This is a genomic window from Aliiroseovarius crassostreae, assembly GCF_001307765.1.
Taxonomy (GTDB): Bacteria; Pseudomonadota; Alphaproteobacteria; order Rhodobacterales; family Rhodobacteraceae; genus Aliiroseovarius; species Aliiroseovarius crassostreae.
Map to the genome: position 1 here is coordinate 1 of NZ_LKBA01000023.1, position 26506 is coordinate 26506.

Here is a 26506-nt window from a genome sequence, read left to right on the forward strand (position 1 = left end):
AGCGGTTGTAGAGCGTCTTGGCGGGGCCATATTCCGGCGGCACATCGGACCAGCGATAGCCTCGCTGAATGCAGAAAATGATGCCCGATAACACGCGCCGGTCGTCGACACGCGGAACACCGCGCGGCTTTCTGGGCAACAAGGGCCTGATTTTATTGTACTGTTCTTCGGTGAGCCAGAAATGCGACGACATGAACCCCCCCGGATTTCACATCTTGAATCACATCAGCGTTTATAGGTCTACGCCCTAGGCTCAGGCCCCATTAATCGGCTTGAGATCGCATTGGTCGCATGCTTCACCCCCCAGACTTTCAGGGGGTATCATGAGCAATCTTTTTTGGCTGACCGACGAACAGATGGCGCGGCTGCGACCGTTTTTTTCCAAGAGCCATGGCAAGCCGAGGGTTGATGATCGGCGGGTGTTGAGTGGGATAATCTTCATCAATCGCAATGGCTTACGGTGGTGCGATGCGCCCAGGGAATACGGCCCGCCGAAGACGCTCTATAATCGCTGGAGACGTTGGAGCGAGATGGGTGTTTTTGCCAGGATCTTTGAAGGGTTGGCTGCGGAAGCGACGGACCTGACGACGATCATGATCGATGCGACCTATCTGAAAGCCCATCGTACAGCGTCCAGTCTGGGCGTCAAAAAGGGGGGCGTGGGCGCCTGATCACTGCCGGGCAGTGATCGAGATCATGTTCGGGCGTCTGAAGGATTGGCCGCGGGTCGCCACCCGATATGACCGCTGCCCCAAAGTCTTCCCCTCGGCCATCGCTCTCGCCGCAACAGTTATGTTTTGGTTATGAGGCCTGAGCCTAGATAGAAGGGCACCATCGGTAGGATGCAAGGGCTGGCAAAGGACAGAAGACCGGCCAGCGCCGCCCCTTGCAAAACTGATCTCGAGCATTTCCATCCCCACCTGCTTACTGCTGCTTGCCCCCAACGGACACCGAACACGGCTTGCGGTCAAAACATATTCAACTTACGCATTGTATTGAAACAAGGTCAACCGGGGTCTCCTCATGCGCCGCACATTTCCCAAGATTGCCGCCGCTTTTGTGGTCTTCGGCAGCTTTGCCTGACCGCTGAGGCGGCCGAACTGGTGATGGTGGAAGAACCCGGTTGCGCATGGTGTGCGCAGTGGGAGCATGATCTGGGGGCAATCTACCCAAAAACTCCCAAAGGCCGCTTTGCCCCGCTGAGCAAACTGGATCTGCGCGCAACCCGCAAAGAGACGCTCGGGTTCACACTGGCCCGCCCCGTGTCCTTCACCCCGACCTTCCTGCTTGTGGAAGACGGTCAGGAATTGGCGCGGATCGAAGGATATCCGGGCGAGGATTTCTTCTGGGGGCTGCTGGAAAAGATGCTGCTGGAACACACGCGTTTTGCCCAGCCGGAAGGCTGAGATCCGGCCCTCGGCGTCCCCTCTCTACACGGATCCGTGATTGTTGCGAAACCTTTGCAATTCAATCAAGCTCTTCTATATAGTATACGGACGCGCCCCGGACGCAAAGACCGGGCTGTCTGCGCATGGGCCGGGTTCCTCTTGGCACAGCGCTGCACAAACACTCCCCGGCGGGCCCACCGCCGGAGCAACCAGAGGATCGCAAGATGGCCCTACCCGTCATTCGCGAAGACATGACAAGCGAAGAGTTGGATCAGATGATGTCCAGCGCCTGTGACGCATCGACCCTGCTTAAGGCGATCAGTCACGAAGGTCGTCTGATGATCCTGTGCCATCTGGTCACCGGCGAGAAATCCGTAACCGAGCTGGAAAAACTGCTTTCTGCCCGTCAGGCCGCCGTGTCACAGCAACTGGCCCGACTGCGTCTGGAAGGGTTGGTAACCCCCCGGCGCGACGGCAAGACCATCTACTATTCCTTGACCGACGACCGCCCCCGGCGCATCCTCGAAGTGATTTACGAGATGTTCTGCACGGTTGGGAAAACGGACACGCACAAGGCTGCGGAATAACCGCAACGCCAACCCTGTGGTCGCTGCGTGACCAAGCGGCCGGGCAAAACATCTGAAACCATGACCGAACGGCGCCGCGTTAAACCAGTGTGCCCGGTGCAAACGACGTCTGTTCGGGATTATCCCGGTCAGGAAATTTTGTTTTGTTTTGGGAGGAGCGACCATGCTGGACTGGATTTCAGACGCCAATCTGGCAGCGATTGTGGGGCCGGTGGAGGGGCATCCTCCTGGGACTGTATGAGAGCTCGGACGGCGTGCGTAGTCTTGCCGCTCCCGTGAAGAACTTGTCCCATAGAGTTTCCTTTTGATGGTCACAGATCCGTAGACCATCACACCTTGGGACTGAACACCTAGGTGCGGCGATCATGGGGGGCGGCGCGGCGGTTGCCTTCGGGTGTTCCATCGGCCAGGGGCTGTCGGCCTTTGCGCTTTTGTATTACGGCGCACCGGTCACCTTTCTGGCCATCGTCGCCGGGGCAGCCATCGGGCTGCGCCACCTGATTTCAGGTTTTGCCATCACTGAATAGGCATCTCTGGCGGCGGCAGGCCAGACCGGGCATTCAGGTCAAGCTGCAGGCCAGGTATTCAGGCCAAGCATTCAGACCAGCCATTCAGGCGGGGCATTCCTCATGAAGATTGACGGAACACTGCGTATCTGCTGCAAAATTTGCCGCTTTTGACCTTTTCACCACCCGCCCTGCCTTATAGGGTCGCGCGGCAACGGATCTGCAACGCGCGAGACAGACCAGATGAAGAGTTTCAATCCCGGCCCGGAACATGCCGCAGAACTGAGGGGCGTTCTCGGGACCTTTCCGACCGGTGTCACGGTTGTGACCACCTCTGCCCTGATCGCGGGGAAGCGGCAACCTGTCGGCATGACGGTGAACAGTTTCACGTCGGTTTCCCTCGACCCGCCATTGGTATTGTGGTGTCCCGCGCTTGTCTCGGCCCGCCATGATGTTTTTGTCACGGCAGAGCATTTCGCCATCCACATCCTTGCCGAAACCCAGCGCGAACTGGCGCAGCATTTTGCCCGCAATGGCGATGATTTCACGCGAGTTCCTCACCAAATCGACGATCATGGTGTCCCGCATCTGGAAGGCTGCGTGGCGCGTCTGGATTGTATCACTGAGCGCGTGATGGACGGGGGAGACCATTCGATCATCCTCGGACGGGTGCTGCGCGCCAGTCACGATATGTCTGCCTCCCTTGCCTTTCGAGCAGGCAAGTTTGGCGCGTTCAGAGAAGGGGTATGACGTCCCCTGTCCGCTTTCCTGCCACTTTGGCAGGGTCTTGGCAGGGTCTCAGTTCATCAGGATATTGGCCCGCGCGTAACTGCCTGACGCGGTTGCCCCGTCATCATAGGTCAGTGTCACATCCACCTGCTCAACCGAATTGAGCGGGAAATTCAGGAAAGGCAGGCTGTCCGTTGCCTTGATGGCGTTGGGCTGGGCTTCCTCCATATAGCAGGGCTCCAGCTCAAAAACCTGCACATCGCCCCCATTCACGGAAAACTGCACCTGCTCCAACCCGCACCGCCACGCGAGGAGATGGGTGAAATAAAGCAGGTCCTGCCCATCATATTCCCGCAAAGCCACCCAATTGGCCTGCGTGGCATCAAGAATGGGACGCACTTCTGCGGCAGTGGTGAAAGGCTGCGATGCCGCAGGGCTGGCAAGTGCCCCCAACGCGGTCATCCCCAATACGGATAATTTCGGAACAAGTCTCATCATGATTACTCCTCACATGCAGGCGAAATCCTGCGCAGGCAAAGGCTTGCCTGAAATCCACGCGACATTCACGTGAAAGCGCCCCTATGCGGCGCCTGCTTTCCCACCTATACTGCCCGAAAAGACCAAAGCAGGCAAAGAGCAATGGTAAAATCGGCAAAAAAGCGAGCAAACCCAAAGCGGACCGGCGCCGGTGCGCATAAAGCAGGCACCCCCAAGGCACGCGCCCCACGCGTTTCGGGTAACACGCCACCTAAGGCTGCTTTCAACATCATGATTGTTGGGCAATCGGGCCGCCTGTCCTATGAGGCATTGCTGTTTGTGGCCTCGCTGCGCCAGTCCGATCCTGAGTTTTCCGGGCGCGTTTTTGTTGCCGAACCGCAACCCGGCGACGCATGGTCCGATGATCCGCGCATTCGCCCTTCGGTGCGGGAGGCGCTTGAGGCCATGGGGGCAGAAATCCTGCCATTCCAGAACCGCCATTTCGGGGCAAGCTATCCAAATGCCAATAAGATTGAGGCGCTGCTGGAAATGCCCGAAGGTGAGCCCTTCATCTTTTTTGACAGCGACACGGTGGTTACCGGCAAACTGTCTGACATGGATCTGAATTTCGATCGCCCCTCCGCCTCGATGCGGCGAGAAAACACCTGGCCAAAGATTGAACTTTACGGTCCGGGATATGCCGACACATGGCGTGCGCTTTATGAAAAGTTCGACCTCGACTTCGATGGCTCACTTGATCTTGGCCAACCGGATGAGCATTGGGAACGCTATATGTATTTCAATGCGGGCTGGTTCTTTGGCGCCTGTCCCCGTCAGTTTGGCGCCCGTTTTCTGGAATATGCGCTGGCAATCCGCGGCGACGCGCCCGAGGCGCTGGTCTGTCAGGAGCTGTATCCCTGGCTCGATCAGATTGCCCTGCCCCTTGTGATCTCATCTTTCGGAGGCGGACGGCCGGGGCCGGAGCTGGCGGGGCTGGACGGGGATATAACCTGCCACTGGCGGGTTCTGCCGCTTGCTTATGCGCGCGAAAGTGACCGGGTGATCGAGGTCATCGAAACGGCCTCGGCGCCGAACAGGGTCAAGAAGGTGCTGAAAGAATATGAACCGATGTTGCGAATGATCTTTCAGGGGCGTGGCCAAAAGGTGCGCGCCATGTTTGACCGCAATGACCTTCCCCGGCGCGAACAGATCCTTCGCAACAAGATCAAGCGCGAAGGGTTCTGGCTGCGCTGAACGCCCCAAATCTTCGCCAGCGGAAAATCAGCTGGCAAAGACTTGAGAAAGATCCCGGAACCCTTTGACCTCAATGGGGTTTCCGGATGGATCGTGAAAGAACATGGTCCATTGCTCTCCCGGCTCTCCTTCGAACCTCACAGTGGGGGCAATTGCCCATGCCACCCCGGCTGCCTCCAGCCGGTCGGCCAGCGCGCGCCAGTCCTCATAGGGCAACACGACGCCGAAATGCGGCATCGCCACCATATGCGCCCCGACTTTCCCGCTCTTCGTCGTCGAAAATGGGGGGCCCAGATGCAGGCTCAACTGGTGTCCAAAAAAACTGAAATCCACCCAACTGTCGGTCGACCTGCCCTCTTCACAGCCAAGAATGTCCCGATAAAATCTGCGGGTTTGGTCCAGATCCGTTACGTGGATCGCAAGATGAAAAGGTGTCAGCATGTGCGGTCCTTCTGAGAGAATGCATCCCCCGACAGGTCCGTTGTCCGGGAAATACAATGACATTGCCCCTAAAGCGTTTCGGGATCAACTTGAAGCACAGGGTTGTTCCGCCCCCCATCCTGCGCGGCAAACTTGCCCTGTCGTCACCACAACCTGCAATATTTTGTTACAAACCCCGCCTCACCACGAAACGACATCCCAAAAAGAATGGTATTTGCGGAATATTATTTCGCACTTTGAAAATGCTGCAAATCCCCTCCCCTTTCCAATGGCGGGTGCACCCTGTTATTGAAGCGGTTTCGTCTTTCGCCTAGCCTGCCGGCAACGAGTTTAGGGAGACAGACATGACCGAAGAACGTCAATGGGGTTTTGACACGCTGCAAATTCATGCCGGAACCGCTCCGGATCCGGCAACTGGCGCCCGTCAGGTTCCGATTTACCAGACCACTGCCTATGTATTCAAAGACGCCGAACACGCCGCGCGCCTCTTCAACCTTGAAGAAGTCGGCTATATCTACTCGCGCCTGACCAACCCGACCGTGGGGGCGCTGCAAAACCGGATTGCCGAACTCGAAGGCGGCGCGGGCGCTGTCTGCTGCTCTTCCGGTCACGCCGCCCAGATCATGGCGCTGTTTCCGCTGATGGGACCGGGGCTGAATATCGTGGCCTCGAACAAGCTTTATGGCGGCACGGTCACCCAGTTCACCCAGACATTCAAACGGTTCGGCTGGGAAGCCAAGCTGGTGAACTTTGATGATCCGGCCGCAGTGGAAGCCGCGATTGACGACAACACCCGCGCGCTTTTCTGCGAAACCCTGGCCAACCCGGCGGGCGTGCCCACCGACATTCCGGCCATGGCCGACATTGCCAACAAGGCCGGCATTCCGCTGATTGTTGACAACACCTCGGCCACCCCCTACCTGGTGCGCCCGATCGAGCTTGGCGCCACCATTGTTGTGCACTCCACCACCAAATACCTGACCGGCAATGGCACCGTGACCGGCGGGGCAATTGTCGACAGCGGCAAGTTTGACTGGATGCAAAACGATAAGTTCCCATCACTCAGCCAGCCGGAACCGGCCTATCACGGGCTGTGCTTCGGTCAGGCGCTTGGCCCGATGGCCTATACGTTCCACGGTATCGCCATCGGCCTGCGCGACCTCGGCATGACGATGAACCCGCAGGCCGCGCATTACACGCTGATGGGGATCGAAACCCTGTCGCTGCGGATGGAAAAACATCTGGCCAATGCGCGCAAAGTGGCAGAATGGCTGGAAGCGGATGACCGGATCGACGGCGTGACCTGGGCCAGCCTCGACAGTTCACCCTATAAGGCGCTGGCCGACAAGATCAGCCCGAAAGGCGCCGGTGCATTGTTCACCGTGGCGGTCAAGGGCGGGTATGATGCCTGTACCAAGCTGGTCGACAGCCTGAAACTGTTCAGCCATGTGGCCAATCTTGGCGACACCCGCTCGCTGATCATCCATTCGGCCTCGACCACCCACCGCCAGCTGAGCGAAGAGCAGCAGGTGATGGCGGGCGCGGCCCCCAATGTGGTGCGCCTGTCCATTGGAACCGAGGATGCAGATGACATCATCGCCGACCTTGATCAGGCGCTGGACACCGCCTGCTCCTAAAGCGTTTCAGGATAAACTTGATACACTTTAAGAGCTTTAAGACAAAAAAGAAGAGCCGCCCATCAGGCGGCTCTTTTATTTACAAAGGCTTACATAGGGTTTTTAATTCTCAATACCCAGAGAAAACTCCATCAGAACCTGCGCTGAGATTTCGATTTCCCCTGCCGCGACCGGCATGTTTCCGTCTGCCTCCATCGACATGCGCGCCATACCGAACTGGGGCGACGGAGAGGCGCCCCCTTCGCTGATCCGCAGCACCGGTCCAAGCGACACCCCCGCGACCTCAGCCAGCAGATTGGCCTTGTGCACCGCGTTTTTGACCGCTGCGGCACGGGCCTGATCCTCGGCAGCCTGCCGGTCGCTCAGATCGAAACTCAATCCTTCGAACTGGTTCGCCCCGGCACGCATCACCCGGTCCAGAACCGGACCCAGATCTGTGAGGTCGCGCACGACAACTGTCAGGGTCGATATGGCCTCGAACCCGACCTGTCGAGGGGAGGTGTTGCCAGAATAATCCATCATGGGCGAAAGACGCAGCTGGGTGGTTTGCATATCCTTTTCGGCAATGCCCGCCTTGCGCAGGTTTTCCAAAACCGAGGACATCGCCACGGCAACCTGACCGCTGGCTTCAGCCGCCTCCTTTGCCTGCTGACGCACCCCCAGACGGATCCGCGCGAGATCGGGTGCAACCGACACCGTGCCCTGCCCGCTGACCTGCACCTTTGGCAAGGGGCCCGTATCCGCCTGCGCAGCACCTGCCATGCAGAGCGCAATCCCAAAAACAGCAAGTAATTTCTTCATGTTACTCTCCTATCTCACGCCAGCTTGCGCCATTTCCCGCCTTGTTCAATCAATTGCACCCTCCCACTCTTTCCATGGGCAATTTCCTGCTGTAGTTTCGGCTTGGCAGGCGGTTATTGGACCTAAATTGCAAGCGGGTATTGGGCTGGCTGGGTCCTCTCGTGTTTTGGCAAATGCCACAGGATCAGAAAGACGCAATGGCTGCGGTGGCGTGCGCATGGAACGGCACCGGAGATGCGACAAGGGAAAAGAACACCGGTATGACGCCAGGATTTGCGCTTGATCTCACCCATGAGGGAATCGCCCTGATGCACCGCGGAAAGGGTGGCTGGTCCCTTGTTGGCGAGGTTAAGCTGGATGCAGCGGACCTGCCCGCACAACTGGGCATGATGCGCCAACGGGCCGTGGATCTGAACACCGGTGGATTTGCCACCTCGCTGATCATCCCTCCTTCTCAGCTGCTGTTCACAACCATGACAGCCCCCGGCCCCGATGACATCACCCGCGAGGCCCGCATCCGTGAAGGGTTGGAAGGGCTAACCCCCTACCCGGTCGATAAGCTGGTGTTTGACTGGTATGCCGATGGCGACATGGCTCATGTGGCGGTTGTGGTTCGCGAAACCCTGAAGGAAGCGGAAAGCTTTGCCGTGGAAAACCGACTGAACCCGGTTGCTTTCATGGCTCGCCCGCATGGCAGCTATGAGAGGGTGGCCTGTTTCGGCAAAACGGCCTGCGCGGCGGAACACCTGCCGGAAGGGGCCACGGTGAACCTTGACGAGCTTGCCCCTCCAATCCTGATGGGCACCGGCGCATCCCTTTCCTCTTTGGACACGCCTGCTTTGGACGCAGCCCAGACAGACACGCCGGAGGTGACTGCCAACGCCCCTCTGGCAGAGCCTGAAGAGAACGCATCGACACAGGATGGCGAAAAGCAGGATGATACCGCCCCGACGGCAGATACCGCCCCTGTTCTGGCGCCTTTTCCCCCCGACTTTGTTCCCGAAGAAAAAAGTGGTTCCAAACAGCCTCAAAAGGAGGCTGGCAAGTCCGGCGACCAGAGCCTTGCTGGACAGAATACCGAACAGAACACTGACAAGCAGGACCGTGACAGGCAGGACAGTGATCAGCGTCCGGACGCACCGGCCTCTGCCCCCCGCTCCGATATGGCGCCGCCTTCCGCCCTTGGCAGCACCTCCAAGACCCCCTCTTCGGACACGGGCAACAAAACACCTGCAGAAACATCCGCCCCCCCCGCATTCGCAAGCCAGCGCAGTGGTCAGGATGCACAAGCGGGTGGAAAGACCGCCCCCTCCGTTCCAACAAAAACCGTTGCGACCCGACTTCACATCACCCCCCCGACAGCCCCCACACATCGCCCGCAAGAAGTGCATGTGCCCGTGACGGCCCCCTCGCTGGAGGGTGCGGAAAACAAAACCATCACTCCCCCGGCTGAGGGCACCCTGACGCCGCAGAAAACCGACAACACCGCACGGCCACACGAGGCGAAAGCTGCCAAGAAACCTGAACAACCGTCGCCAGAGGGGCCCCTTTCTGCCAACGAAGACAAGGCAGGCAAGCCCCCTGTCGCAGCACCAGCTCAACCAGCAAAGCCGAAACGGCCCGCTCAGAAAACCAGCCCAGGCGCCACCGCAACTCAGTCGAATATGACTGTCGCGCCACCCCCCGGAGCAATGTCAGGCGCCCCGAAAATCCCGCAGCCTGGCAAAGCCCACCGGTCCCCTTCTGAGACCGACGCGATGACGGTCTTTGGTGCGCGCCGCAGTGACACGCCTGCGGGGCAGCGCAAATATCTCGGCCTGATTTTGGTGCTCGGTTTGCTCCTGATGATGGCCATTCTGGCCGTATGGTCGATGTTCTTTCTATCAGATCAGGCCAGCGAACTGTTCCCCGACCAGCCTGACCAGTTTGAAAGTGCAATCACAACCGGACAAGACAGCATTGACGCGGCAGAGCTGGAGGCCGAGCCGGAAGCGGCGGAAGATCTGGACGTCACAGATGCTGCGGCGCCTGAAGGGTTTGAGCAGCTCTCTCAGGAAGTCGCCGCAACACGTTACGCGGCCACGGGCATCTGGGAACGCGCCCCCGATGCCATCGTCGGTCCGCCTGCCGGGGCCATTGACGACCTTTATGTTGCCTCGATTGACCCGGAAGGTCTTGCCCATGATGCGGTTGCTTTGCCCGACATTCCTCTTCAGACCTTGGCCTCGGGGACGCAGATCGGGGGCAGCCATCTTGCCCCACCCCCAAAAGGAACCAAATTTGACCTGGATGAGAACGGTTTCGTGCGCCCGACGGCTGAAGGCAGCCTGACACGTGACGGGGTTATGGTTTTTGCAGGACTCCCCCCCCGTGTGCCGCCAATAAGGCCGGACGGGCTTTTTGCGGAAACAAGCCTGCCTGCCCCCGTTACGGCGGATCCCGCCCTGGCCGGCAAACGCCCGCTGCTCCGTCCGGAGGGGTTGGTTTTGACAGAAGAGGAGCGGTTGTTTGCAGGCCGCACCCGTCAGGAACTGGCCACACCTGCGCCAACCCTACGCCCAGCCGGGCTGATTTCTCAGGGGCAGGCCGTCGCTCAGGCTGAGAGCATCGCAAATGCCGTGGAAAACGCAGCGCAGGTGACATTTGTCAGCCCTACGGAACGCGCCATCACCAGATCGCTCCTCCCCCGCCCGCGCCCCGGTCGCTTTGATAAAATCGTCTCCTCTGCCCCTTCGGTCGAGGATGCGTCAGACGGATCGGTGGTCATTGCGGCAACTCCGCCCAATCAGGTTGTCACCCCTGCCCTGCCGACCCGCGCGTCTGTGGCCAAACAGGCCACGATGAAAAATGCGATCCCGCTGCGCAAGGTTGCGTTGATTGGCATCTATGGAAGTGCTGCAAAGCGCCAGGCATTGGTGCGCTTGTCCAACGGCCGGTATGTCAAAGTTGGCGTGGGGGATCGTCTGGATGGCGGACGGGTGGTGTCGATCTCTGAAGGGCAACTTGTCTACAAAAAGGGATCCCGGACCAACACGCTGAAAATTCTTCCTTTCAGCTGACCCTGCCACTTGCAGACACTCCGCACCACCTTGCATTTTCTTGCGTGATCCACCAGCCCGAACTATGGTTTGTGAAAAATTTCTGCAGGAAATGCTTATGGATCACCTAGATGCCCGCCTCTTGTCGGCACTCCAGAAAAATGCCCATCTCACCGCCCAGGAACTAGGGGAAATCCTGCACCTGTCCCCCAGCCAGGCAGGGCGCCGCAGGCAACGTCTTGAGGAGCTTGGTATCGTCAAAGGATATACGGTGCGTCTGGATCCGCTGGAACTGGGCCTGTCCGTGCAGAGCTTTATTCAGGTAGAAATGTCGAGCCACACGCCAGAAGCGGCACACGCCTTTTCGCGCATGATCGAAACCCATCCAGAGGTGATTTCGGCCTGGACCCTGACCGGAGCTGCGGACTATCTGCTGCGGGTTTATTGCGCAAATCTGGCAGCACTCAATCACCTGATCCATGATGTTCTGTTGCCACATCCTTCAGTCGCGCGTGTCCAAAGCCAAATCGTGATGAACCAGTTGAAATCAGACGCCCCTTTACCTGTCTCACCGGACATATGAGCGAAGTTCTGGCAGATTTCCGTCCGGTGTTAACCAAGCGGGAAGGTCTGCCACATAATCTCCAGAGCAGCCATTTCTTACTCTGGATGTCTAACCGTGACCATGATTGAGCGCCGCAAGGATTTTCGCCCTGAAACAGGCGAAGCTCCCTTTCATCTGAATGAAATTTTCTTCTCACGAACAGATGAGCGTGGGATCATTCGGTCAGGCAATGACATTTTCAAACGCGTGGCACATTATGAATGGTCTGAACTAATCGGCCAACCACACAATATCATTCGCCACCCGGACATGCCCAAGGGCGTCTTCTGGCTGATCTGGGATGAGCTGAAAAAAGGCAACCCGATCAGCGGATATGTCAAAAACCGGGCAAAGGACGGGCTGCATTACTGGGTTTTCGCCGCGATGCTTCCCTTCGGAAACGGGTATCTGTCTGCGCGGATCAAACCGTCTTGTGGCAAGCTTAAGCTGATCGAAAACCTATATTCCGAATTGCTGCAAACGGAAGAGAATACATCCATCACGCCACAGGACAGCGCCACCCTGCTGCTCGAAAAACTCGCGGATCATGGCTATGCAAGCTACATGCAATTCATGGCCCAGAGCTTGGTCGAGGAAATGATTTCGCGAGATAAGAAACTGGAATATCCCAGCGACCGCACCATTCATAATTTCCAACAAATGCACCAGCTTTCTGGGGAATTGCTTCAACAGACACAACAGCTCATTCAGCAATTTGAAGCGATGCGGACCGTTCCCCATAATCTGCGTGTAATCGCCTCGCGGCTGGAACCCACCGGAGGGCCTGTTTCGACCCTCTCGCAAAACTATGGCATCATGTCACGGGAAATGTCGCAATGGTTTGAAACACATGTTTTGGGGGAGAACAGCAACTTTTCAACCATTCGCGGAGCGGTGGAAAGCGCGATGACCATGTCGGGCATGGCAAAACTCTTGAAAGAATGCGCAGCGCAATTGCACAAGGAACGCCGCAGCATGGGGGAAAATGTGTCAATCACCAATGAGCGCCGTTACATGGACGAAATTGCTGCGCGATATGTCCAGAAATGCGACACCTGCTTTCACGAGGTAAAACACGAAGCAGAGCGCATCACCAAAGCCTGCGCCATCATGAACCGTCACGTTCTGGGCCTGTCGACGACGCGCGTCATGTGTAAAATTGAAAGCGCCCGCCGGCCTGACGCCGGGGACGCTCTCGATGACATCATCTCTCAATTGATGACATTCCAAAACCGGATCAAGCACCAGTTGGACAGCATTGCAACGCTCGGAGAAGATATTTCGCAACTGCGTGTCTGACACCATATTCGAGTGACAAAACCGGGTTGCGAGGCCCCTTACCCGTCCGAGACACCTGCTTCGGCAAAGGTCGCCATCCCGGAGTGGCAGGCAATCGCACCTTTCAGGACGCCAATGGCAAGCGCCGCGCCGGAGCCTTCCCCCAGGCGCATCCCAAGCGACAAAAGCGGGGCTTTGCCGATATGCGTCAGAACACGCTCATGCGCGGCTTCAGCAGAAACATGCCCTGCCACAGCGTGATCCAACGCCCCCGGCACCACTGCCGACAGGCAGGCCGCCGCCGCCGAACAGATAAAGCCATCAAGAATGACCGGAATACCCTCAACCCGCGCACGCGCAATTGCACCTGCCATGGCAGCAATTTCACGCCCGCCCAGACAGCGAAGGGCCTCCAGACCGTTTTCCGAAGCTTGCGGATTTGCTGCGAGACCCTCTGCAACCACGCGGGATTTCAGATCAATTCCCGCATCATCCACCCCCGTGCCACGCCCGGTCCAATCGCCAGAGGCTCCGCCGAACAAAGCATGCGCAATGGCAGCGGCCGAGGTGGTATTTCCGATGCCCATTTCCCCGGTCACCAGAAGATCACATGCGGGATCAACCGCCTCCCAACCCGCAGTCAGCGCCGCAACCACCTCGTCTTCGCTCATGGCGGGGGCCTGCGTGAAATCAGCAGTGGGTTTGTCCAGCGACAGGGCATGCACATCCATTTTTGCCCCAAAAGCTTTCGACAACTGATTGATCGCCGCCCCACCATGCTGGAAATTCAGAACCATCTGTTCGGTCACTTCCGCCGGGAATGCGGAAACGCCCCGGACGGTCACACCGTGGTTTCCAGCAAAAACAATCACCTGCGGCGCCTCAAGCGACGGACGCCCGTTGCCGCGCCAGCTTGCATACCAGATAGCGAGGTCTTCCAGACGGCCAAGCGCGCCCGGTGGCTTTGTCAGCTGCCCATTGCGGTCCTGCGCTGCGGCTTCGGCAGCGGTGTCTGGCCCGCGAGCCCCCTCCAAAAGCGCCTTGAATTCCGCAAGTGTGGAAAATGACTTGTCTGACATGGCCCGATCCCCGATTGATTCCTCGCTCTCTCCTCTTTACCGAGGAGAGGTGGAACGAACCAGATCACAAAAGACTTAATATGGCCAAACACGACATGCCCCTTCTTCACCCACAGGACGTGCCCGCCGCCCTTGGGCTGCTCAGCCGGTTACCTGTGCCGGTGAATGGCACCCTGGCCCTCGAGCGCGGGGCGCAAAGCGCATGGGCCTGGCCGCTGGCGGGTCTGCTGATTGCCGCCATCCCCAGCATCGCAGCACTTGCGCTCATTTGGATCGGATTGCCCGCCCCTTTGGCGGCTGTCAGTTTTCTGACGGTCCAGATCTTGATCACCGGCGCCCTGCATGAGGATGGGCTGGCCGATTGTGCGGACGGGTTTTGGGGCGGGTATGACCGTGTCAGACGGCTGGAGATCATGAAAGACAGCCGCATTGGTGCCTATGGTGTGATCGCCATTGGTCTGTCTCTGGCGGCGCGTCTGCTTGCCCTGACTACGGTTCTGCCCGCGGATCTGGCGGTGCCTTATTCCACTGTCATCCCCCTGATGGCCATCGGCATGATCAGCCGCCTGCCAATGGTGATACTCATGCATCTGCTGCCCAACGCACGCGGTGACGGGCTGGCGCAATCGGTTGGCCGCCCCCCCCTTTCAATCGTTTGCATCGCCACGTCCCTCACCCTCGCGCTGGGTTTTGCGCTGCTTGGTATGCAGCTTCTGCCCATTCTGATCTGGACAAGTGCAGCGATGGGTCTGCTGGCTTTGCTCGCCAGGCAAAAAATAGCAGGCCAGACCGGCGACGTTCTGGGGGCCAGTCAACAGATCTCAGAAATTATCGGGCTGTTTGTTGTCGCAAGCCTGCTGACATAAAAACCGCCGCCTGCAGGATACAGGCGGCGGTTCCAGATATTCACACCGATCGGGCACCCTGATCGGGCCAGTTTACGCGGCGCGCGAGGTCAGGACATCGCTGACTTTTTTCTGCGCAGCCAGCTCATCACCACCAGCAACCGCAGCCACTTCACGGGTCAGACGCTCAAGTGCAGCTTCATACAGCTGACGCTCGGAATAGCTCTGTTCGCGCTGGTCATCATTGCGGTGCAGGTCACGCACCACTTCAGCGATGGCAATCAGGTCACCCGAGTTGATCTTCTGTTCATATTCCTGGGCACGACGCGACCACATGGCGCGCTTGACCCGGGCTTTGCCCTTGAGCGTGTCCATCGCCTTGGTGACTTCCGCATCACTTGCCAGTCCCCGCATGCCCACTTCCGTGGCCTTGTTGGTGGGGACGCGCAGGGTCATTTTGTCTTTTTCAAAGGAAATGACGAACAGCTCCAGCTGAATTCCGGCGATTTCCTGCTCCTCGATCGACAGGATCTTGCCAACCCCATGGGCCGGGTAGACCACATAGTCATTCGGGCGGAAATCATTCGTTTTCTTGCTCATACAAGTCTTCCTTCACAAGTCTGGTCATTTGCACGGTGCCGAAGACGCTCCTCAACAGACGAAAAAAACACCGCGGGGGTGCAATTGCGCCCCTCGGCATGGTCATTTGATCGGAACATCCCCCGGACAGAGAGTGGCGCGGCCCATCTTACCATCTGCACCACCCTGATCCTATGTTTGGATCCTAGCTTTCATTGGCGACAGTATATCAAAAAAACAGACCAGACGAAAGAGCAGCCGCGCGCGCGCCCTCACCACCCGTTGTAAATCAAAGGATTAAAGGGGGGGGCTCAGTAGAATTCGCCCCCGATATCATGACCGGCAGGCGAATCAGATCTTTGGCAGGCTGAGATTACTGCTCGGCAGGTGCTTCCGAAAAATGGGTTTCGAGCTTGTTCTCGACACCATCCATGTCTCCTGCCTCCGGCAGCGGGTCTTTGCGTTCAACAATAACCGGCCAAAGCTCGGCATATTTACGGTTGAATTCCACCCATTTTTCCGTTCCCGGCTCGGTATCAGCCCGGATCGCATCTGCAGGACATTCCGGTTCACACACGCCACAGTCGATGCATTCATCCGGATGGATGACCAGCATGTTTTCACCCTCATAGAAGCAATCCACGGGGCAGACTTCGACGCAGTCGGTGTATTTGCAGGCGATACAGTTGTCTTGAACAACGTAAGTCATGATGCATCCTCAAACCTTTGGCTGTGCCCCACTTATTTGAAGGCGCCGGATCAATCAAGCGGGGGGGGGCCGCTTTTCATCAAGTTGCGACGATCTTTCTTCGTTGGGCGCCCTTTTCCGTCAAATTTTGGCGCAGCCCCCATATTTGGAGGAAAGTCGTTTTCCCCCAGTGGCGGGCTCAGATCCTCATACAGGGTCTGCGCCTCAGACGCCGGACCGCGCCGCACGGATAGCAGGGAAATTCTGACCACACGCACAAGGCGCGCCTGCGGGAATGTCAAAACGTCACCGGGGCCGATCTGGAAGGCAGGTTTGGAGATCTTCTCTCCATTCACCCGCAGATGCCCCGCTGCGATCAGCTTGGTGGCCAAACCGCGGGTTTTGAAAAACCGCGCATGCCAGAGCCATTTATCGGCCCGCATCCGGGCAGACGCGCCGCCCGGAGGAGTTTCTTCAGTGGGCGTAGCCGCCACTTACACTTAACCCTTGTCCTTGAGCGCCAGAAGCGCCGCGAACGGATTGTCCGGATCAACCTTCTTGTCGCGGTTCGACGGCCCGGTTGTGTAGGTCTTGGGTTTATTGTCGCGTTGGGGCTTGCCCCCTTTGCCCCGACGATCGCCCTGCGGTTTGCCCCGAGGCTTACCGCCATCACGACCACCTTCGCGGCGTTTGCCGCCCTGGGCTTTGCGATCCCCTTGCCGCTCACCGCTGTCGCGGCGACCACCTTGGTTGCGCGCGCCCTGACGGCGGTTGAACCCGCCCCAGGTGAACGTAAAAAACGTTTCCATCTCAGCCACGTCCACCGCCGCCTCTTCGCCCGGCGTTTCTGAGGGGGCTTCTTCCGGCGCATCCACAGGAATTTCCGCGGGGGCAGCCGCAGGCGCCTCTGCCGGAGTTTCCGGCTGAGTTTCTGACGGTTGTTCAACCGGTGTTTCCGCAGGCGTTTCCTTCGGATCCGCACCAGCTTCGGCGTCTGCCTCAGCCTTCACTTTCACCCGCTCCCCTTTTTCAGCCTTGTAGCCCAGCCCCTGCATCAGGTCCGCAAACTGCTCCAAGGTCATGCCGGTGATCGACAGCATATCCGCCTTGGCTTCAAAACCGCTGCGGCTATCCTCAACACGCAACTGGTCGGCCAGGCGTTCCAGCATATCAATGCGAATCGCACGCGCACCTGCGGGACGATACCCGGACAGAAGATAGGCCGACGGGTCCACTGCCTCGATCACCGGGATGGTAACGAGGCCGGGGGGCGGCGCTTCGGGGAATTCCTGCAGATTTTGCCACAGCGAATGCAGCACCAGACGCAGCCGGGTCGGTGCCGGTTTCAGCAAAAGCGGCATGAAAATGGTGAACTGACCAAAGCGGATGCCATGTTTGCGCAATGCCCCACGGGCGTCCTGATCAAGATCCTTGACCTCCCCCGCGACCTTGTCGCGCGGGATAATGCCCAGCTCTTCAACCATGCGGAAGGCAAAGCCGCGGGCAAGCCCGGACAGGGTTTCATCTTTCTGCATCGCCGAAAGCGGCTCGAACAACGCGGCCACTTTCCGGTCGATGAAGTGCTGCAGACGGCGGGCGACCTTTTCAGCCACATCCGCCCCGGCTTCTTCATCCACAAATGCCTCGACACGCGGTTTCAAAACATCGTCACCTTTGACGAGTTTCCCGACCGCGTATTCCCCCCACATCAGGCCACCTTGCTCGGTGAAATCCATTTCCGTATCGGGGGCATTATAGAATCGGTCTGCCCGCAGATGGAATTCCGGTGCCAGCGCCTGAAGGCTGGCCGCACGCAGGGTTTTTGCCTCTTCGGGAGATCGCGAGGCATCCTGGCTAAACCGGAACCCTTCCAGACGACCAACAAACTGGCCTTCTACCGTCACTTCACCCTTGTCATTCACGTCAGCCACGAGGCTCTCCTTCTGCTTCAACCGGCGCAGAAGCACAGAGGTGCGCCGGTCAACAAATCTTTGGGTCAGCGCATTATGTAATGCGTCCGACAATCGGTCTTCTACAGCACGGGTGGCCCCGCGCCAATGGGCAACATCACGTAACCAGTCGCGGCGTTGCGCCACATATGTCCAGGTGCGAATAAACGCCAACCGTTTCGACAATGTGTCAATATCGCCATCGGTGCGGTCGATGCGTTTCACCTGTCGCGCGAACCAGTCTTCGCGAATCTCTGTGTGCTGGTGCAGATCCTTAAAGAGGCTGGTAACGAGGCTCGCATGTTCACCATGGCTGATGCCGCGGAAATCCGGCAGGCGACAGACCTCCCACAAAAGCTGGGTTGAGGCACCATCGGTTGCGCGGGCAGACACTTCTTCGTCGGCAGATACCAGTTTCAGCGCAATGAGGTCATCGGCGTCTCGGGCGCGGGTCAGGTGTTCGTTACCGCTTGGCGCCTCAAGCGACCGGATCAGCGCCTCGGGGGTGCCCATCTGCAGATCGCCATTGCGCCACATCAGTTTTTTCTGCGGTATAAAGCGATGCGACGTGATAGCCTCAACCACCTCTTCCGCCATCGGAGGAGCCTCTCCGGTGACACCGAAAGAGCCATGGTTCATATGCCGACCAGCGCGGCCCGCAATCTGAGCAAGCTCATGCGGGAATAACGGGCGCATCCGGCGGCCGTCGAACTTCTCCAGCGCGGAAAACGCCACATGGTCGATATCGAGGTTCAACCCCATCCCGATCGCATCAGTGGCCACCAGGTAGTCCACATCCCCGTTTTGATACATCGCCACCTGGGCGTTTCGGGTGCGCGGGCTGAGCGCCCCCATGACCACCGCAACCCCGCCTTTCTGTCGGCGCATCAATTCCGCAATGGCATAGAGGTTATCGACCGAGAACCCGACAATGGCCGAGCGTCCGGGCATCCGGCTGATCTTTTTCGATCCGCCATAGACCAGTTCGGAAAACCGCTCACGGCGCAGAAATTCGACCTTCGGCACGAGGGCCGCAATCACCCCGCGCATCGTATCCGACCCGAGGAACAGCGTTTCATGGGTGCCACGCATATGCAGAAGACGGTCGGTAAAGACATGGCCGCGCTCTGGATCACAGCACAGCTGGATCTCGTCAATGGCCACGAAATCCGCCCCGATGCCCGGTGGCATCGCCTCAACCGTGCAGACCCAATATTGCGCCCGATCCGGCACGATCCGCTCTTCGCCGGTTACCAGCGCCACCACATTTGGCCCGCGCAACCCAACCAGTTTGTCGTAGACTTCGCGTGCCAGCAGACGCAGGGGCAGGCCAATCACACCGGTGCGATAGCTGAGCATCCGCTCAAGCGCGTAATGGGTTTTCCCGGTATTTGTGGGCCCAAGCACCGCAGTGATGCGATTGCCGGCACGGGCTGTATCGGAAACCATCTGTTGGCCTTTTTTGCGGGCTGGTTGCGGGTCAGAGATCAGTTGCCAGCTGTTTGGTCAGCCGGGCCACCGCCTCTTTTACGTCCGGATTTCGCGGATGTATAGCAAGGACTTCGTGGTAGATTTCCAGGGCCCGGTCAGGTTCATCCAGGATTTCCATCACCACAGCAACCCCTTGCAGCGCATCAAAATGACGTGGCTCCAATGCCAGGGTCCGGCGCAGACTGTCCAGCGCGAGCCCATAGCGTTCTGCGCGGAAAAATGCCGTGGCGCGCAAATGCCAGCCCTCGGCAAACTCGGGGGCATGATCGGTCAGGGCGCCCAGATGCGAGAATGCCCCCTCAAGATCGCCCGCTTCGATGGCGGATTTGGCCCGCGTATAAAGCAGGTCAACCGAGGCAGACCCACTTTGCGCCCAACGGCTCTGGATCGCCTGTTCCAGCGCCTGCCAGTTGCTGTCATCCGCCTGTTCCAATTGGGCATAAAGGGCGTCCAGCGGCACCTCTCTCTGATCTTGTGCCTGTGCACTCACCGGCGTCAGCAGACCCAGTGTGGATATCAGTAAAAAGAGGTGAAGGACACGAAACATGACCAAGGCTAGCGCGCATGGAATGACAGAACAATGGGGAAGCTTTCCCCCTTCCATCAACAAACCTCACATTCCCAAACGTCAGCGAAAAAATGAGTTTACCTCAACGTAAAGTCTAGGTTAGCGTTTCGGTAACACCTATATGTCTAAAGCGGTTCGGTATTGACCTGACAATGGGAAAAACCGAACCACTGCAAGAGATATCAATGATGTGGGCGTTTCAGAATAAACATGTGTCTCAAGTTTATCCAGAAACGCTTCAGGTAAAGTGACCAATGGAGGATTGCACGTGAGCGACGTGATCACTGCGGCCGTAGCGGCCCTGAGCGAAAAACTGACCGGCGGATTTGACGCCGGCACCGCCAAATTCGAGATTGAAGGCGAAGGCGCCATCATCCTCGACAGCAACGGTGTGCGCGCAGGTGACGATGATGCGGATGTTACCCTGAAAGCAGATGCCGATGTCTTCGAAGACATTCTGGCCGGGAACCTGAACCCGACCACCGCCTTCATGACCGGCAAGCTGAGCGTGGATGGCAATATGGGGCTGGCGATGCAGCTGGGCAGCGTCCTGAGCTGATCCCCTCTTCCAAGGACGGCGGATCACGCGATCAATCTGCACAAGAGGCACCATGCTGAACGCACCGCTTTTTCATGATATTGCACAGGGTCCCGATGGCGGGCAGGCCTATTGGCTGACTGCGACGGATGCTGTGCGCCTGCGGGCCGGCCATTGGCCGGCCGCTTCCAGCTCAAACCTGCGGGGCAGCATTCTTCTGTTTCCCGGACGCACCGAATATATTGAAAAATATGGCATTATTGCCAAAGAACTGTCTGCACAGGGATATCATACCCTGACGGTGGATTGGCGCGGACAGGGGCTTGCGGATCGTCCAGAGCATGATCGCGCCCTTGGACATGTTGGGGATTTTGCAGAATACCAGCTGGATGTGCAGGCTTTTGTGGATCTGGCCCGGCAACTTGACCTCCCACGCCCATGGTACCTGATCGGTCATTCCATGGGGGGCTGCATCGGCTTGCGGGCCCTATTGAACAATCTTCCTGTGGAGGGGGCCATTTTCTCTGCCCCCATGTGGGGGATCTCCATGGCACCCGTATTGCGACCGGTGGCGTGGAGCCTGAGCTGGGCCCTGCATATGAGCCCGTTCAAACATATTCTGACCCCCGGCACCCAGCGCGAAACATACCTGTCTCTTGCCCCGTTTGCCGATAACCTGCTGACCACGGATCCAGAGATGTATCGCTATATGAAGGCCCAGGCCGAGGCGCATCCGGAGCTGACACTGGGGGGCCCGACGGCAGGCTGGTTATACGCCGCATTGTCAGAAACCCGCGCTTTGATGTTAACCCCGCCACCAAAAGTCAGAACCGTTACCTTTCTGGGCAGTTGCGAACGGATCGTGCAGGCATCACCGATCCATGAACATATGCAACGGTGGCAAGACGGCAAACTGGTCATGATCGAGGGGGCAGAACACGAGGTCCTGATGGAAAGCGCGGAAATCCGGCAACGTGTCTATGACAGCTTGTCCTGCCTGTCCTCCCAACAGCCCTCCGTTGCGGAGCCGGCATGATAAGATCGCCACGTTCAGCCCGATTTCACCCGTGACCGCTCAAAAACGCGGCCTACCCATCGGTCCCAAAGCGTATCTGTAAAAATTACGTTACATCAGATCCGTGGGTCAGGTATTTGACCATCCGGGCGGTCGAGGCGTCCAGCCCGTCGACACCCTGCGCACCCGTCACCACCGGGACCAGCGCCGTGGCCAGTTCTTTACCCAGCTCCACCCCCCATTGATCGAAGGAGTTGATCCCGAGGAGCACCCCTTCGACAAACACCCTGTGCTCGTAAAGCGCCACAATCTGGCCAAGCACACGCGGTGTCAGTTTGGGGTAAATCAATGTGGTTGAAGGACGGTTGCCGGGGAATTCTCTATGAGCTGCCTGACGGATCATTTCCTCCCCCTCAAAACCTGCGGCGCGCATACGGGCTTCGGCCTCCTCCCGGCCGCGGCCCATCATCAATGCCTGCGACTGGGCCAGACAATTGGCGACCAGAAGTTTGTGCTGATCTGCAAGGTCCGGCTCATGCCCTTCCCGCGCCACCATGAATTCGCAGGGGATCACTGCGGTCCCCTGATGGATCATTTGATAAAACGCGTGCTGCCCATTGGTTCCGGGTTCGCCCCAGACCAGCGGGCCGGACACCACTTTCAGTGCCGTCCCATCCATCGCCACACGCTTGCCGTTCGATTCCATCTCCAATTGCTGCAAATAGGCAGGCAAACGTGCAAGTCGCTGCTCATACGGCAAAACCGCCCGCGTGGGATACCCACAGATCTGATGGTGCCAGACCCCCGTAAGGGCCAACATCAGTGGCATATTTTCGCGCCCTTTGGCGGACCTGAAATGGGTGTCCATCGCCCGTGCCCCGGCCAACATCTCGGAAAACCGATCTGCCCCGATGGCAATCATAATCGACAGACCGATTGGTCCCCACATGGAATAGCGCCCACCAACCCAGTCTTCAAACCCGAACACGCGCTCAGCCGACAAGCCCCATTCGGCGGTCTTTTCTTCATTCGAGGACAGGGCCACGAAATGCAGTGCGGCGGCAGCGTCACCAACCTGATTGGCGATCCATTTGCGGGCCACCTCGGCATTGGTCATGGTTTCGACAGTGGTAAATGTCTTTGACGCCACGATCACCAGGGTTTCCGCCGGGTTGAGGCGGCGCAGCGTGTCGTGAATATGCGCCCCGTCGAGGTTTGAGACGAAATGCACGTCGGGCCCGTCATGATAAGGCGCCAGCGCCCGGACAGCCATCACCGGGCCAAGGTCGGACCCGCCAATCCCAATGTTCAAAACATGCCTGAACCGCCCCCCCGATGGGGAGCGGATCTGTCCCGCGCGCAGCCGGGTCGAGAAATCGCGCATCCGCTCCAGCGTCGCCTGAACCTCAGGCACGACATCCTGCCCGTCCACCATGATCCGCCGCGCCGTGGTGGCGCGCAGCGCAGTGTGCAGCACCGCCCGGCCTTCGGTTTCGTTGATGGGTTCACCGGAAAACATGGCTTCACGCCGATCTTCCAACCCGGCCTCTGATGCGAGCTCCAGAAGAAGTGACACGGCTTTGTTGTCCATCGCGGTTTTTGACCAGTCAAGCACCATATCCAAGGCTGCGGTCGAAAACATCTCTGCCCGGTCGGGCGCGTCGAAAAGGTCAATAATACGCTGAGCTTGATGCGTGTCCCGATGGGCTACAAGCTTTTCAAATGTCATACTGCGCTCTGTTTGATAGGGTGGAAACCTGCACTGCACTGAACCGACTATACACATTCCCCACGGGCTGACCATATACCCCGAACATCACGCGGCCCAGTGCACGATCAGCGCCCCAAGCAGCGCCTTGACGGGAGCGTCCAGCGCATCCTCTGCCTCCATCGCCTGTGCAAGCGCGTCACGCTTGGCCTGCCCGGTGATAATCAGGTGTTTGTTCACCGCCGAGTTCAACGCCCGCGCGGACAACGTGACGCGCGGCTCCTGTGCACCGGGGGCGATCATGGTCAGTGCAGCTGGCGCTTCACGCGACAAAGCCTGTGCAAGCTGGTCTCCGCCGGGAAACAAGCTGGCCGTATGCATATCCTCCCCCATCCCCAACACGGCGACAGAGAGCGGCAGGCAATCCTCCACCCGGTCGGAAATCTGCGCAATCACCTGCTCGGGCGTGGCCCCGGCGTGATAGAGAGGCACAAGATTGGCGCGGACCGCCCGGCTGGTCAGCAGCCGGTCCCGCAGCATGGCCGTGTTGGAACGCGGATGCGTTTCCGGCACCCAGCGTTCATCGGTCAGCATCACATCCACCCGCGCCCAATCCAGATCCGCTGCACAAAGCGCGTCAAAAATCGGGCCCGGTGTCGCGCCGCCCGGCACCGCCAGGCTGGCACGTTCTTCATGTTCCAATGTCATCACAAGCTCAGATGCGATGCGGTCTGCCAGATCCAGCATCATCATGTCCTGATCGGGGTAATCAATCAGCTTCATTCCCGCAGCTCCCTCCATCGACGGCCGTCTTTATGTAATAGCATCAATGCCTCATCCGGCCCAGACGTGAATGGGTCATAGGAATGCGGTTTGTCGCGACGCGCCTGCCAGCCTTCGATGATCGGATCCGTCCAGGCCCAGGCCGCCTCCACCTCGTCGCCACGCATGAACAGGGTCTGATTGCCGCGGATCACGTCCATGATCAACCGCTCATAAGCATCCGGCACGTCAGCCACGTCTTCGCCAAGGGCTTCTGCAAAGGTCATGTCGAGCGGCACATCGATCAGCCGCATCCCCCCCGGCCCCGGTTCCTTGATGGTCACTTTCAGATCCATGCCCTCATTTGGCTGCAACCGGATCGACAACTCATTGGCAGACTGGCCGGTATCTTCCTCAAAAATGGAATGGGGCGGCTCTTTGAAACGAACCACGATCTCGGACATGCGCGCGCGAAGGCGCTTGCCCGTGCGCAGGTAAAACGGCGTGCCGTTCCAACGCCAGTTCGACACGTGCAGCTTCATCGCGATGAAACTTTCCGTATCACTTGCATCAACTTCCGCATCCCCCGCATAGGCAGGAACTTCGTCGTCGCCACGATACTGCCCCCGCACCAGATCTTCTGGCGCCACCGGATCGAGGGCCCGGATCACCTTCAGCTTTTCATCCCGCACCGCATCGGGATCGAATTTCGAGGGAGGCTCCATCGCCGTGAGGCACAAAAGCTGCATCAGGTGGTTCTGCACCATATCGCGCATCGCCCCCGAGCGGTCATAATAGGCCCCGCGCCCGGCGACCCCAACGGTTTCCGCAACAGTGATCTGGATATGGTCCACATATTGCGCGTTCCACAGCGGCTCAAACAGCATGTTTCCAAAGCGCAGCGCCATCAGGTTCTGCACCGTTTCCTTGCCCAGGTAATGATCAATCCGATAGATCTGGCTTTCTTCGAAATGCCGGGCCAGCGTGGCATTGAGCGCACGCGCGGTTTCCAGATCATGCCCGAACGGTTTTTCGACAACGATCCGCGCCTGCGGGCCAGCAATTTCATGCCCCCGAAGGCGTTCGGCGATCGGCCCAAACAGGCGCGGGCCAACAGAAAAGTAAAAGGCCTGCACCACGTCCTTGCGCATTTCTTTGGCGAGATGCGCCCATCCCTCATCCCCAAGCGCGTCAATCGCGACGTAAGAAAAAAGATCAAGAAACCCCGGCAAAACACTGGGATCACTTTTCTTTTTCGACACGAATTCGCGCACGGCAGTTTCAACAAAGCCCCTATACCCCGCACAATCAAGCTCTGACCGGGCTGCGCCGATGATACGCGCCTCCGCGGGAATCTGCCCATCACGATAGCGGCGATAGAGGCCCGGCAGGATCTTGCGACGGGCCAGATCACCGGTCCCTCCAAAGATGACCAGATCGAAAGGATCCACAGGGATAACGCGCGAAACCATGAAGTTCTCCGTAACTTATCTGTCGCAAACCACGTGCTGGTTCGTGATCATCCATCCTGCGTGGGCTTGCAAGCAGCCATGACACACAGAAGTTCGAACATGATCGACGCTCCTAGATAGGCTGTTGCGCCAGCGGGGTCAAATGGCGGCGACACCTCAACCAGGTCGGCACCGACAATCTTTACCCCCTGAAGGGCACGCACCACCTGAAGCGCCTGATAGGAGGTCGGTCCCCCCACCTCTGGCGTGCCGGTGCCCGGCGCAAAGGCGGGGTCCACAAAATCGATATCATAGCTGACATAGGTATCCCCCGCGCCGACAATTTCGCACGCCTCGCGCATCACATCGACAACGCCACGGGCATGAAACTCCTCAATCGCGATCACGCGAATGCCCACTGCATTGGCAAAATCCCGGTCTTCACTATCATATGCCGTGCCACGGATCCCGATCATCACCACACGCTTCGGATCCAGCAGCTCTTCTTCAACCGCGCGCCGAAACGGGGTGCCATGGGTATACATGGTGCCATCAAAATAGGAATGGAACAGGTCAGTGTGGCTGTCGAAATGCACCATACCCAGCGGGGCATCCACGCTCAGCGCCCGCAAAATGGGTAAGGTGCACAGGTGGTCCCCTCCGCCGGTCAGAGGCCGGATCCCTGCCCGCTTCACACGGGTGTAAAAGATCTGCATCCGCTCCAGACTGTCCATGACATCCGCGGGGTTTGGCGCCACATCCCCCAGATCAGCACAGTTCATCACTTCAAACGGGCGTATACCGGTGGCGCCATTTTGCGCACGGATCATGGTGGACATGTCCCGCAACTGGCGGGGACCGTGGCGCGGGCCTGGCCGGTTGGTGGTGCCCCCATCCCATGGCGCTCCAACCAGCCCCACCTCCACCTCTTTGATCCGCGCATGATCCAGATCGACATGTGGCAAGCGCATGAAAGTTGGGATGCCCGCAAAGCGTGGCAGGTCAAACCCCGAGACGGGTTTGAAAAAGTCATCGGTTTTCTGATTGATCATCTGAGCCTCCCTTTGGGACAGGCTAACCCGATCCAGACATC

At 58.6% G+C, this 26506-nt stretch carries 26 protein-coding genes and 2 pseudogenes; 13 read left to right on the top strand and 15 right to left on the bottom strand.

The annotated features are described in order from the left end of the window. The coding region (locus AKJ29_RS15790; protein ID WP_152972468.1) for a transposase at positions 1 to 193 on the bottom strand (193 nt) is incomplete at its 3' end. A 130-nt stretch (positions 194 to 323) separates the two neighbouring features. On the opposite strand from AKJ29_RS15790, the pseudogene AKJ29_RS15795 reads away from it, so the two are divergent. Continuing rightward, positions 324 to 807, top strand: a pseudogene (locus AKJ29_RS15795) (transposase). Positions 808 to 817: 10 nt separating this feature from the next. On the opposite strand, the pseudogene AKJ29_RS20215 reads toward AKJ29_RS15795, so the two are convergent. Beyond that, positions 818 to 908 (bottom strand): annotated as a pseudogene (locus tag AKJ29_RS20215) (cytochrome c biogenesis protein CcdA); the annotation flags it as partial. 198 nt (positions 909 to 1106) lie between these two features. Here AKJ29_RS20215 and AKJ29_RS15805 point away from each other — a divergent pair. The 4 genes from AKJ29_RS15805 to AKJ29_RS15815 all read left to right on the top strand — a co-directional run bounded on the left by AKJ29_RS15805 (position 1107) and on the right by AKJ29_RS15815 (position 3231). After that, positions 1107 to 1406 (top strand): thioredoxin domain-containing protein, encoded by a 300-nt coding sequence (locus AKJ29_RS15805; protein ID WP_314732212.1) that lies wholly within the window; start codon positions 1107 to 1109, stop codon positions 1404 to 1406. A gap of 206 nt (positions 1407 to 1612) precedes the next feature. Then, positions 1613 to 1975 carry an ArsR/SmtB family transcription factor gene (locus tag AKJ29_RS15810; protein WP_055192692.1) on the top strand — a complete coding sequence of 121 codons (363 nt, stop codon included), beginning with the start codon at positions 1613 to 1615 and terminating at the stop codon, positions 1973 to 1975. A gap of 317 nt (positions 1976 to 2292) precedes the next feature. Further along, positions 2293 to 2502, top strand: coding sequence for a YeeE/YedE family protein (locus AKJ29_RS19040; protein WP_261172617.1), 210 nt, complete (start codon positions 2293 to 2295; stop codon positions 2500 to 2502). 222 nt (positions 2503 to 2724) lie between these two features. Continuing rightward, positions 2725 to 3231, top strand: a complete 507-nt coding sequence (locus AKJ29_RS15815; protein ID WP_055192513.1) for a flavin reductase family protein — start codon at positions 2725 to 2727, stop codon at positions 3229 to 3231. Positions 3232 to 3279: 48 nt separating this feature from the next. On the opposite strand, the gene AKJ29_RS15820 is transcribed toward AKJ29_RS15815, so the two are convergent. Next, positions 3280 to 3708 carry a hypothetical protein gene (locus tag AKJ29_RS15820; RefSeq protein ID WP_235477624.1) on the bottom strand — a complete coding sequence of 143 codons (429 nt, stop codon included), beginning with the start codon at positions 3706 to 3708 and terminating at the stop codon, positions 3280 to 3282. A gap of 270 nt (positions 3709 to 3978) precedes the next feature. Between AKJ29_RS15820 and AKJ29_RS15825 the strand changes: the two genes are divergently transcribed. Next, positions 3979 to 4941: a hypothetical protein gene (locus AKJ29_RS15825; protein ID WP_055192693.1), complete on the top strand. Its 963-nt coding sequence runs from the start codon at positions 3979 to 3981 to the stop codon at positions 4939 to 4941. Between the two features lie 27 nt (positions 4942 to 4968). Here the strand turns inward: AKJ29_RS15825 and AKJ29_RS15830 are convergent, their stop codons facing one another. Next, complete coding sequence (locus tag AKJ29_RS15830) at positions 4969 to 5382, bottom strand: VOC family protein (protein ID WP_055192515.1); 414 nt, start codon at positions 5380 to 5382, stop codon at positions 4969 to 4971. A 344-nt stretch (positions 5383 to 5726) separates the two neighbouring features. On the opposite strand from AKJ29_RS15830, the gene AKJ29_RS15835 reads away from it, so the two are divergent. Then, the gene (locus AKJ29_RS15835) at positions 5727 to 7019 is read left to right on the top strand and encodes an O-acetylhomoserine aminocarboxypropyltransferase/cysteine synthase family protein (protein ID WP_055192516.1); all 1293 of its coding nucleotides are present in this window, start codon (positions 5727 to 5729) and stop codon (positions 7017 to 7019) included. Between the two features lie 102 nt (positions 7020 to 7121). Here AKJ29_RS15835 and AKJ29_RS15840 read toward each other — a convergent pair whose 3' ends face one another. Beyond that, a complete protein-coding gene (locus tag AKJ29_RS15840) occupies positions 7122 to 7820 on the bottom strand; it encodes an SIMPL domain-containing protein (RefSeq protein WP_055192517.1) in 699 nt (232 codons plus the stop codon). A gap of 260 nt (positions 7821 to 8080) precedes the next feature. On the opposite strand from AKJ29_RS15840, the gene AKJ29_RS15845 reads away from it, so the two are divergent. From AKJ29_RS15845 to AKJ29_RS15855, 3 genes are all read left to right on the top strand, one after another. Continuing rightward, a complete protein-coding gene (locus AKJ29_RS15845) occupies positions 8081 to 10879 on the top strand; it encodes a hypothetical protein (protein WP_055192518.1) in 2799 nt (932 codons plus the stop codon). Positions 10880 to 10970: 91 nt separating this feature from the next. Continuing rightward, the gene (locus AKJ29_RS15850; RefSeq protein WP_055192519.1) at positions 10971 to 11441 is read left to right on the top strand and encodes an Lrp/AsnC family transcriptional regulator; all 471 of its coding nucleotides are present in this window, start codon (positions 10971 to 10973) and stop codon (positions 11439 to 11441) included. Between the two features lie 102 nt (positions 11442 to 11543). Then, on the top strand, positions 11544 to 12761 hold the full coding sequence (locus AKJ29_RS15855) for a PAS domain-containing protein (protein ID WP_314732213.1): 1218 nt from the start codon (positions 11544 to 11546) through the stop codon (positions 12759 to 12761). 38 nt (positions 12762 to 12799) lie between these two features. Here AKJ29_RS15855 and cobT read toward each other — a convergent pair whose 3' ends face one another. After that, entirely contained in the window at positions 12800 to 13819 is a 1020-nt protein-coding gene (gene cobT, locus AKJ29_RS15860; protein WP_055192521.1) for a nicotinate-nucleotide--dimethylbenzimidazole phosphoribosyltransferase, read from the bottom strand. Between the two features lie 95 nt (positions 13820 to 13914). On the opposite strand from cobT, the gene cobS reads away from it, so the two are divergent. After that, entirely contained in the window at positions 13915 to 14685 is a 771-nt protein-coding gene (cobS, locus tag AKJ29_RS15865; RefSeq protein ID WP_055192694.1) for an adenosylcobinamide-GDP ribazoletransferase, read from the top strand. Between the two features lie 72 nt (positions 14686 to 14757). On the opposite strand, the gene AKJ29_RS15870 is transcribed toward cobS, so the two are convergent. The 5 genes from AKJ29_RS15870 to AKJ29_RS15890 form a co-directional block, all read right to left on the bottom strand. Further along, positions 14758 to 15264, bottom strand: a complete 507-nt coding sequence (locus AKJ29_RS15870; RefSeq protein WP_055192522.1) for a CarD family transcriptional regulator — start codon at positions 15262 to 15264, stop codon at positions 14758 to 14760. A 352-nt stretch (positions 15265 to 15616) separates the two neighbouring features. Continuing rightward, positions 15617 to 15952, bottom strand: a complete 336-nt coding sequence (gene fdxA, locus AKJ29_RS15875) for a ferredoxin FdxA (RefSeq protein WP_055192523.1) — start codon at positions 15950 to 15952, stop codon at positions 15617 to 15619. 50 nt (positions 15953 to 16002) lie between these two features. Next, the gene (locus tag AKJ29_RS15880; RefSeq protein WP_055192524.1) at positions 16003 to 16374 is read right to left on the bottom strand and encodes an RNA-binding S4 domain-containing protein; all 372 of its coding nucleotides are present in this window, start codon (positions 16372 to 16374) and stop codon (positions 16003 to 16005) included. Between the two features lie 57 nt (positions 16375 to 16431). Then, entirely contained in the window at positions 16432 to 19329 is a 2898-nt protein-coding gene (locus AKJ29_RS15885) for a helicase-related protein (RefSeq protein ID WP_055192525.1), read from the bottom strand. 31 nt (positions 19330 to 19360) lie between these two features. After that, positions 19361 to 19918: a tetratricopeptide repeat protein gene (locus AKJ29_RS15890; protein ID WP_139231394.1), complete on the bottom strand. Its 558-nt coding sequence runs from the start codon at positions 19916 to 19918 to the stop codon at positions 19361 to 19363. Between the two features lie 289 nt (positions 19919 to 20207). Here AKJ29_RS15890 and AKJ29_RS15895 point away from each other — a divergent pair, with 289 nt between their 5' ends. Both AKJ29_RS15895 and AKJ29_RS15900 read left to right on the top strand, forming a co-directional pair. Then, the gene (locus AKJ29_RS15895) at positions 20208 to 20498 is read left to right on the top strand and encodes an SCP2 sterol-binding domain-containing protein (protein ID WP_055192527.1); all 291 of its coding nucleotides are present in this window, start codon (positions 20208 to 20210) and stop codon (positions 20496 to 20498) included. Between the two features lie 52 nt (positions 20499 to 20550). Continuing rightward, the gene (locus AKJ29_RS15900) at positions 20551 to 21513 is read left to right on the top strand and encodes an alpha/beta fold hydrolase (protein WP_055192528.1); all 963 of its coding nucleotides are present in this window, start codon (positions 20551 to 20553) and stop codon (positions 21511 to 21513) included. An 85-nt stretch (positions 21514 to 21598) separates the two neighbouring features. Here the strand turns inward: AKJ29_RS15900 and pgi are convergent, their stop codons facing one another. From pgi to AKJ29_RS15920, 4 genes are all read right to left on the bottom strand, one after another. Beyond that, positions 21599 to 23221: a glucose-6-phosphate isomerase gene (gene pgi / locus AKJ29_RS15905; protein WP_055192529.1), complete on the bottom strand. Its 1623-nt coding sequence runs from the start codon at positions 23219 to 23221 to the stop codon at positions 21599 to 21601. Positions 23222 to 23308: 87 nt separating this feature from the next. Beyond that, positions 23309 to 23983: a 6-phosphogluconolactonase gene (gene pgl, locus AKJ29_RS15910; protein WP_055192530.1), complete on the bottom strand. Its 675-nt coding sequence runs from the start codon at positions 23981 to 23983 to the stop codon at positions 23309 to 23311. After that, entirely contained in the window at positions 23980 to 25434 is a 1455-nt protein-coding gene (zwf, locus tag AKJ29_RS15915; protein ID WP_055192531.1) for a glucose-6-phosphate dehydrogenase, read from the bottom strand. Before zwf ends, pgl begins: the two co-directional genes overlap by 4 nt. Before the next feature lie 47 nt (positions 25435 to 25481). Beyond that, complete coding sequence (locus AKJ29_RS15920) at positions 25482 to 26465, bottom strand: agmatinase (protein ID WP_055192532.1); 984 nt, start codon at positions 26463 to 26465, stop codon at positions 25482 to 25484. Between the last annotated feature and the right edge of the window lie 41 nt (positions 26466 to 26506).

Excerpts from the sequence above, each read along its gene's own strand:
- AKJ29_RS15820 (WP_235477624.1), bottom strand. The coding sequence starts at position 3,708 with ATGATGAGACTTGTTCCGAAATTATCCGTATTGGGGATGACCGCGTTG.
- AKJ29_RS15880 (WP_055192524.1), bottom strand. The coding sequence starts at position 16,374 with ATGCGGGCCGATAAATGGCTCTGGCATGCGCGGTTTTTCAAAACCCGC.
- AKJ29_RS15870 (WP_055192522.1), bottom strand. The coding sequence starts at position 15,264 with ATGAGCAAGAAAACGAATGATTTCCGCCCGAATGACTATGTGGTCTAC.
- cobT (WP_055192521.1), bottom strand. The coding sequence starts at position 13,819 with ATGTCAGACAAGTCATTTTCCACACTTGCGGAATTCAAGGCGCTTTTG.
- AKJ29_RS15850 (WP_055192519.1), top strand. The coding sequence starts at position 10,971 with ATGCTTATGGATCACCTAGATGCCCGCCTCTTGTCGGCACTCCAGAAA.
- AKJ29_RS15810 (WP_055192692.1), top strand. The coding sequence starts at position 1,613 with ATGGCCCTACCCGTCATTCGCGAAGACATGACAAGCGAAGAGTTGGAT.
- pgi (WP_055192529.1), bottom strand. The coding sequence starts at position 23,221 with ATGACATTTGAAAAGCTTGTAGCCCATCGGGACACGCATCAAGCTCAG.
- AKJ29_RS15830 (WP_055192515.1), bottom strand. The coding sequence starts at position 5,382 with ATGCTGACACCTTTTCATCTTGCGATCCACGTAACGGATCTGGACCAA.
- AKJ29_RS15835 (WP_055192516.1), top strand. The coding sequence starts at position 5,727 with ATGACCGAAGAACGTCAATGGGGTTTTGACACGCTGCAAATTCATGCC.
- pgl (WP_055192530.1), bottom strand. The coding sequence starts at position 23,983 with ATGAAGCTGATTGATTACCCCGATCAGGACATGATGATGCTGGATCTG.
- AKJ29_RS15920 (WP_055192532.1), bottom strand. The coding sequence starts at position 26,465 with ATGATCAATCAGAAAACCGATGACTTTTTCAAACCCGTCTCGGGGTTT.
- zwf (WP_055192531.1), bottom strand. The coding sequence starts at position 25,434 with ATGGTTTCGCGCGTTATCCCTGTGGATCCTTTCGATCTGGTCATCTTT.
- AKJ29_RS15855 (WP_314732213.1), top strand. The coding sequence starts at position 11,544 with ATGATTGAGCGCCGCAAGGATTTTCGCCCTGAAACAGGCGAAGCTCCC.
- AKJ29_RS15805 (WP_314732212.1), top strand. The coding sequence starts at position 1,107 with ATGGTGGAAGAACCCGGTTGCGCATGGTGTGCGCAGTGGGAGCATGAT.
- AKJ29_RS15815 (WP_055192513.1), top strand. The coding sequence starts at position 2,725 with ATGAAGAGTTTCAATCCCGGCCCGGAACATGCCGCAGAACTGAGGGGC.
- AKJ29_RS15845 (WP_055192518.1), top strand. The coding sequence starts at position 8,081 with ATGACGCCAGGATTTGCGCTTGATCTCACCCATGAGGGAATCGCCCTG.
- AKJ29_RS15890 (WP_139231394.1), bottom strand. The coding sequence starts at position 19,918 with ATGTTTCGTGTCCTTCACCTCTTTTTACTGATATCCACACTGGGTCTG.
- fdxA (WP_055192523.1), bottom strand. The coding sequence starts at position 15,952 with ATGACTTACGTTGTTCAAGACAACTGTATCGCCTGCAAATACACCGAC.
- AKJ29_RS15840 (WP_055192517.1), bottom strand. The coding sequence starts at position 7,820 with ATGAAGAAATTACTTGCTGTTTTTGGGATTGCGCTCTGCATGGCAGGT.
- AKJ29_RS15900 (WP_055192528.1), top strand. The coding sequence starts at position 20,551 with ATGCTGAACGCACCGCTTTTTCATGATATTGCACAGGGTCCCGATGGC.
- AKJ29_RS15885 (WP_055192525.1), bottom strand. The coding sequence starts at position 19,329 with ATGGTTTCCGATACAGCCCGTGCCGGCAATCGCATCACTGCGGTGCTT.
- AKJ29_RS15825 (WP_055192693.1), top strand. The coding sequence starts at position 3,979 with ATGATTGTTGGGCAATCGGGCCGCCTGTCCTATGAGGCATTGCTGTTT.
- cobS (WP_055192694.1), top strand. The coding sequence starts at position 13,915 with ATGCCCCTTCTTCACCCACAGGACGTGCCCGCCGCCCTTGGGCTGCTC.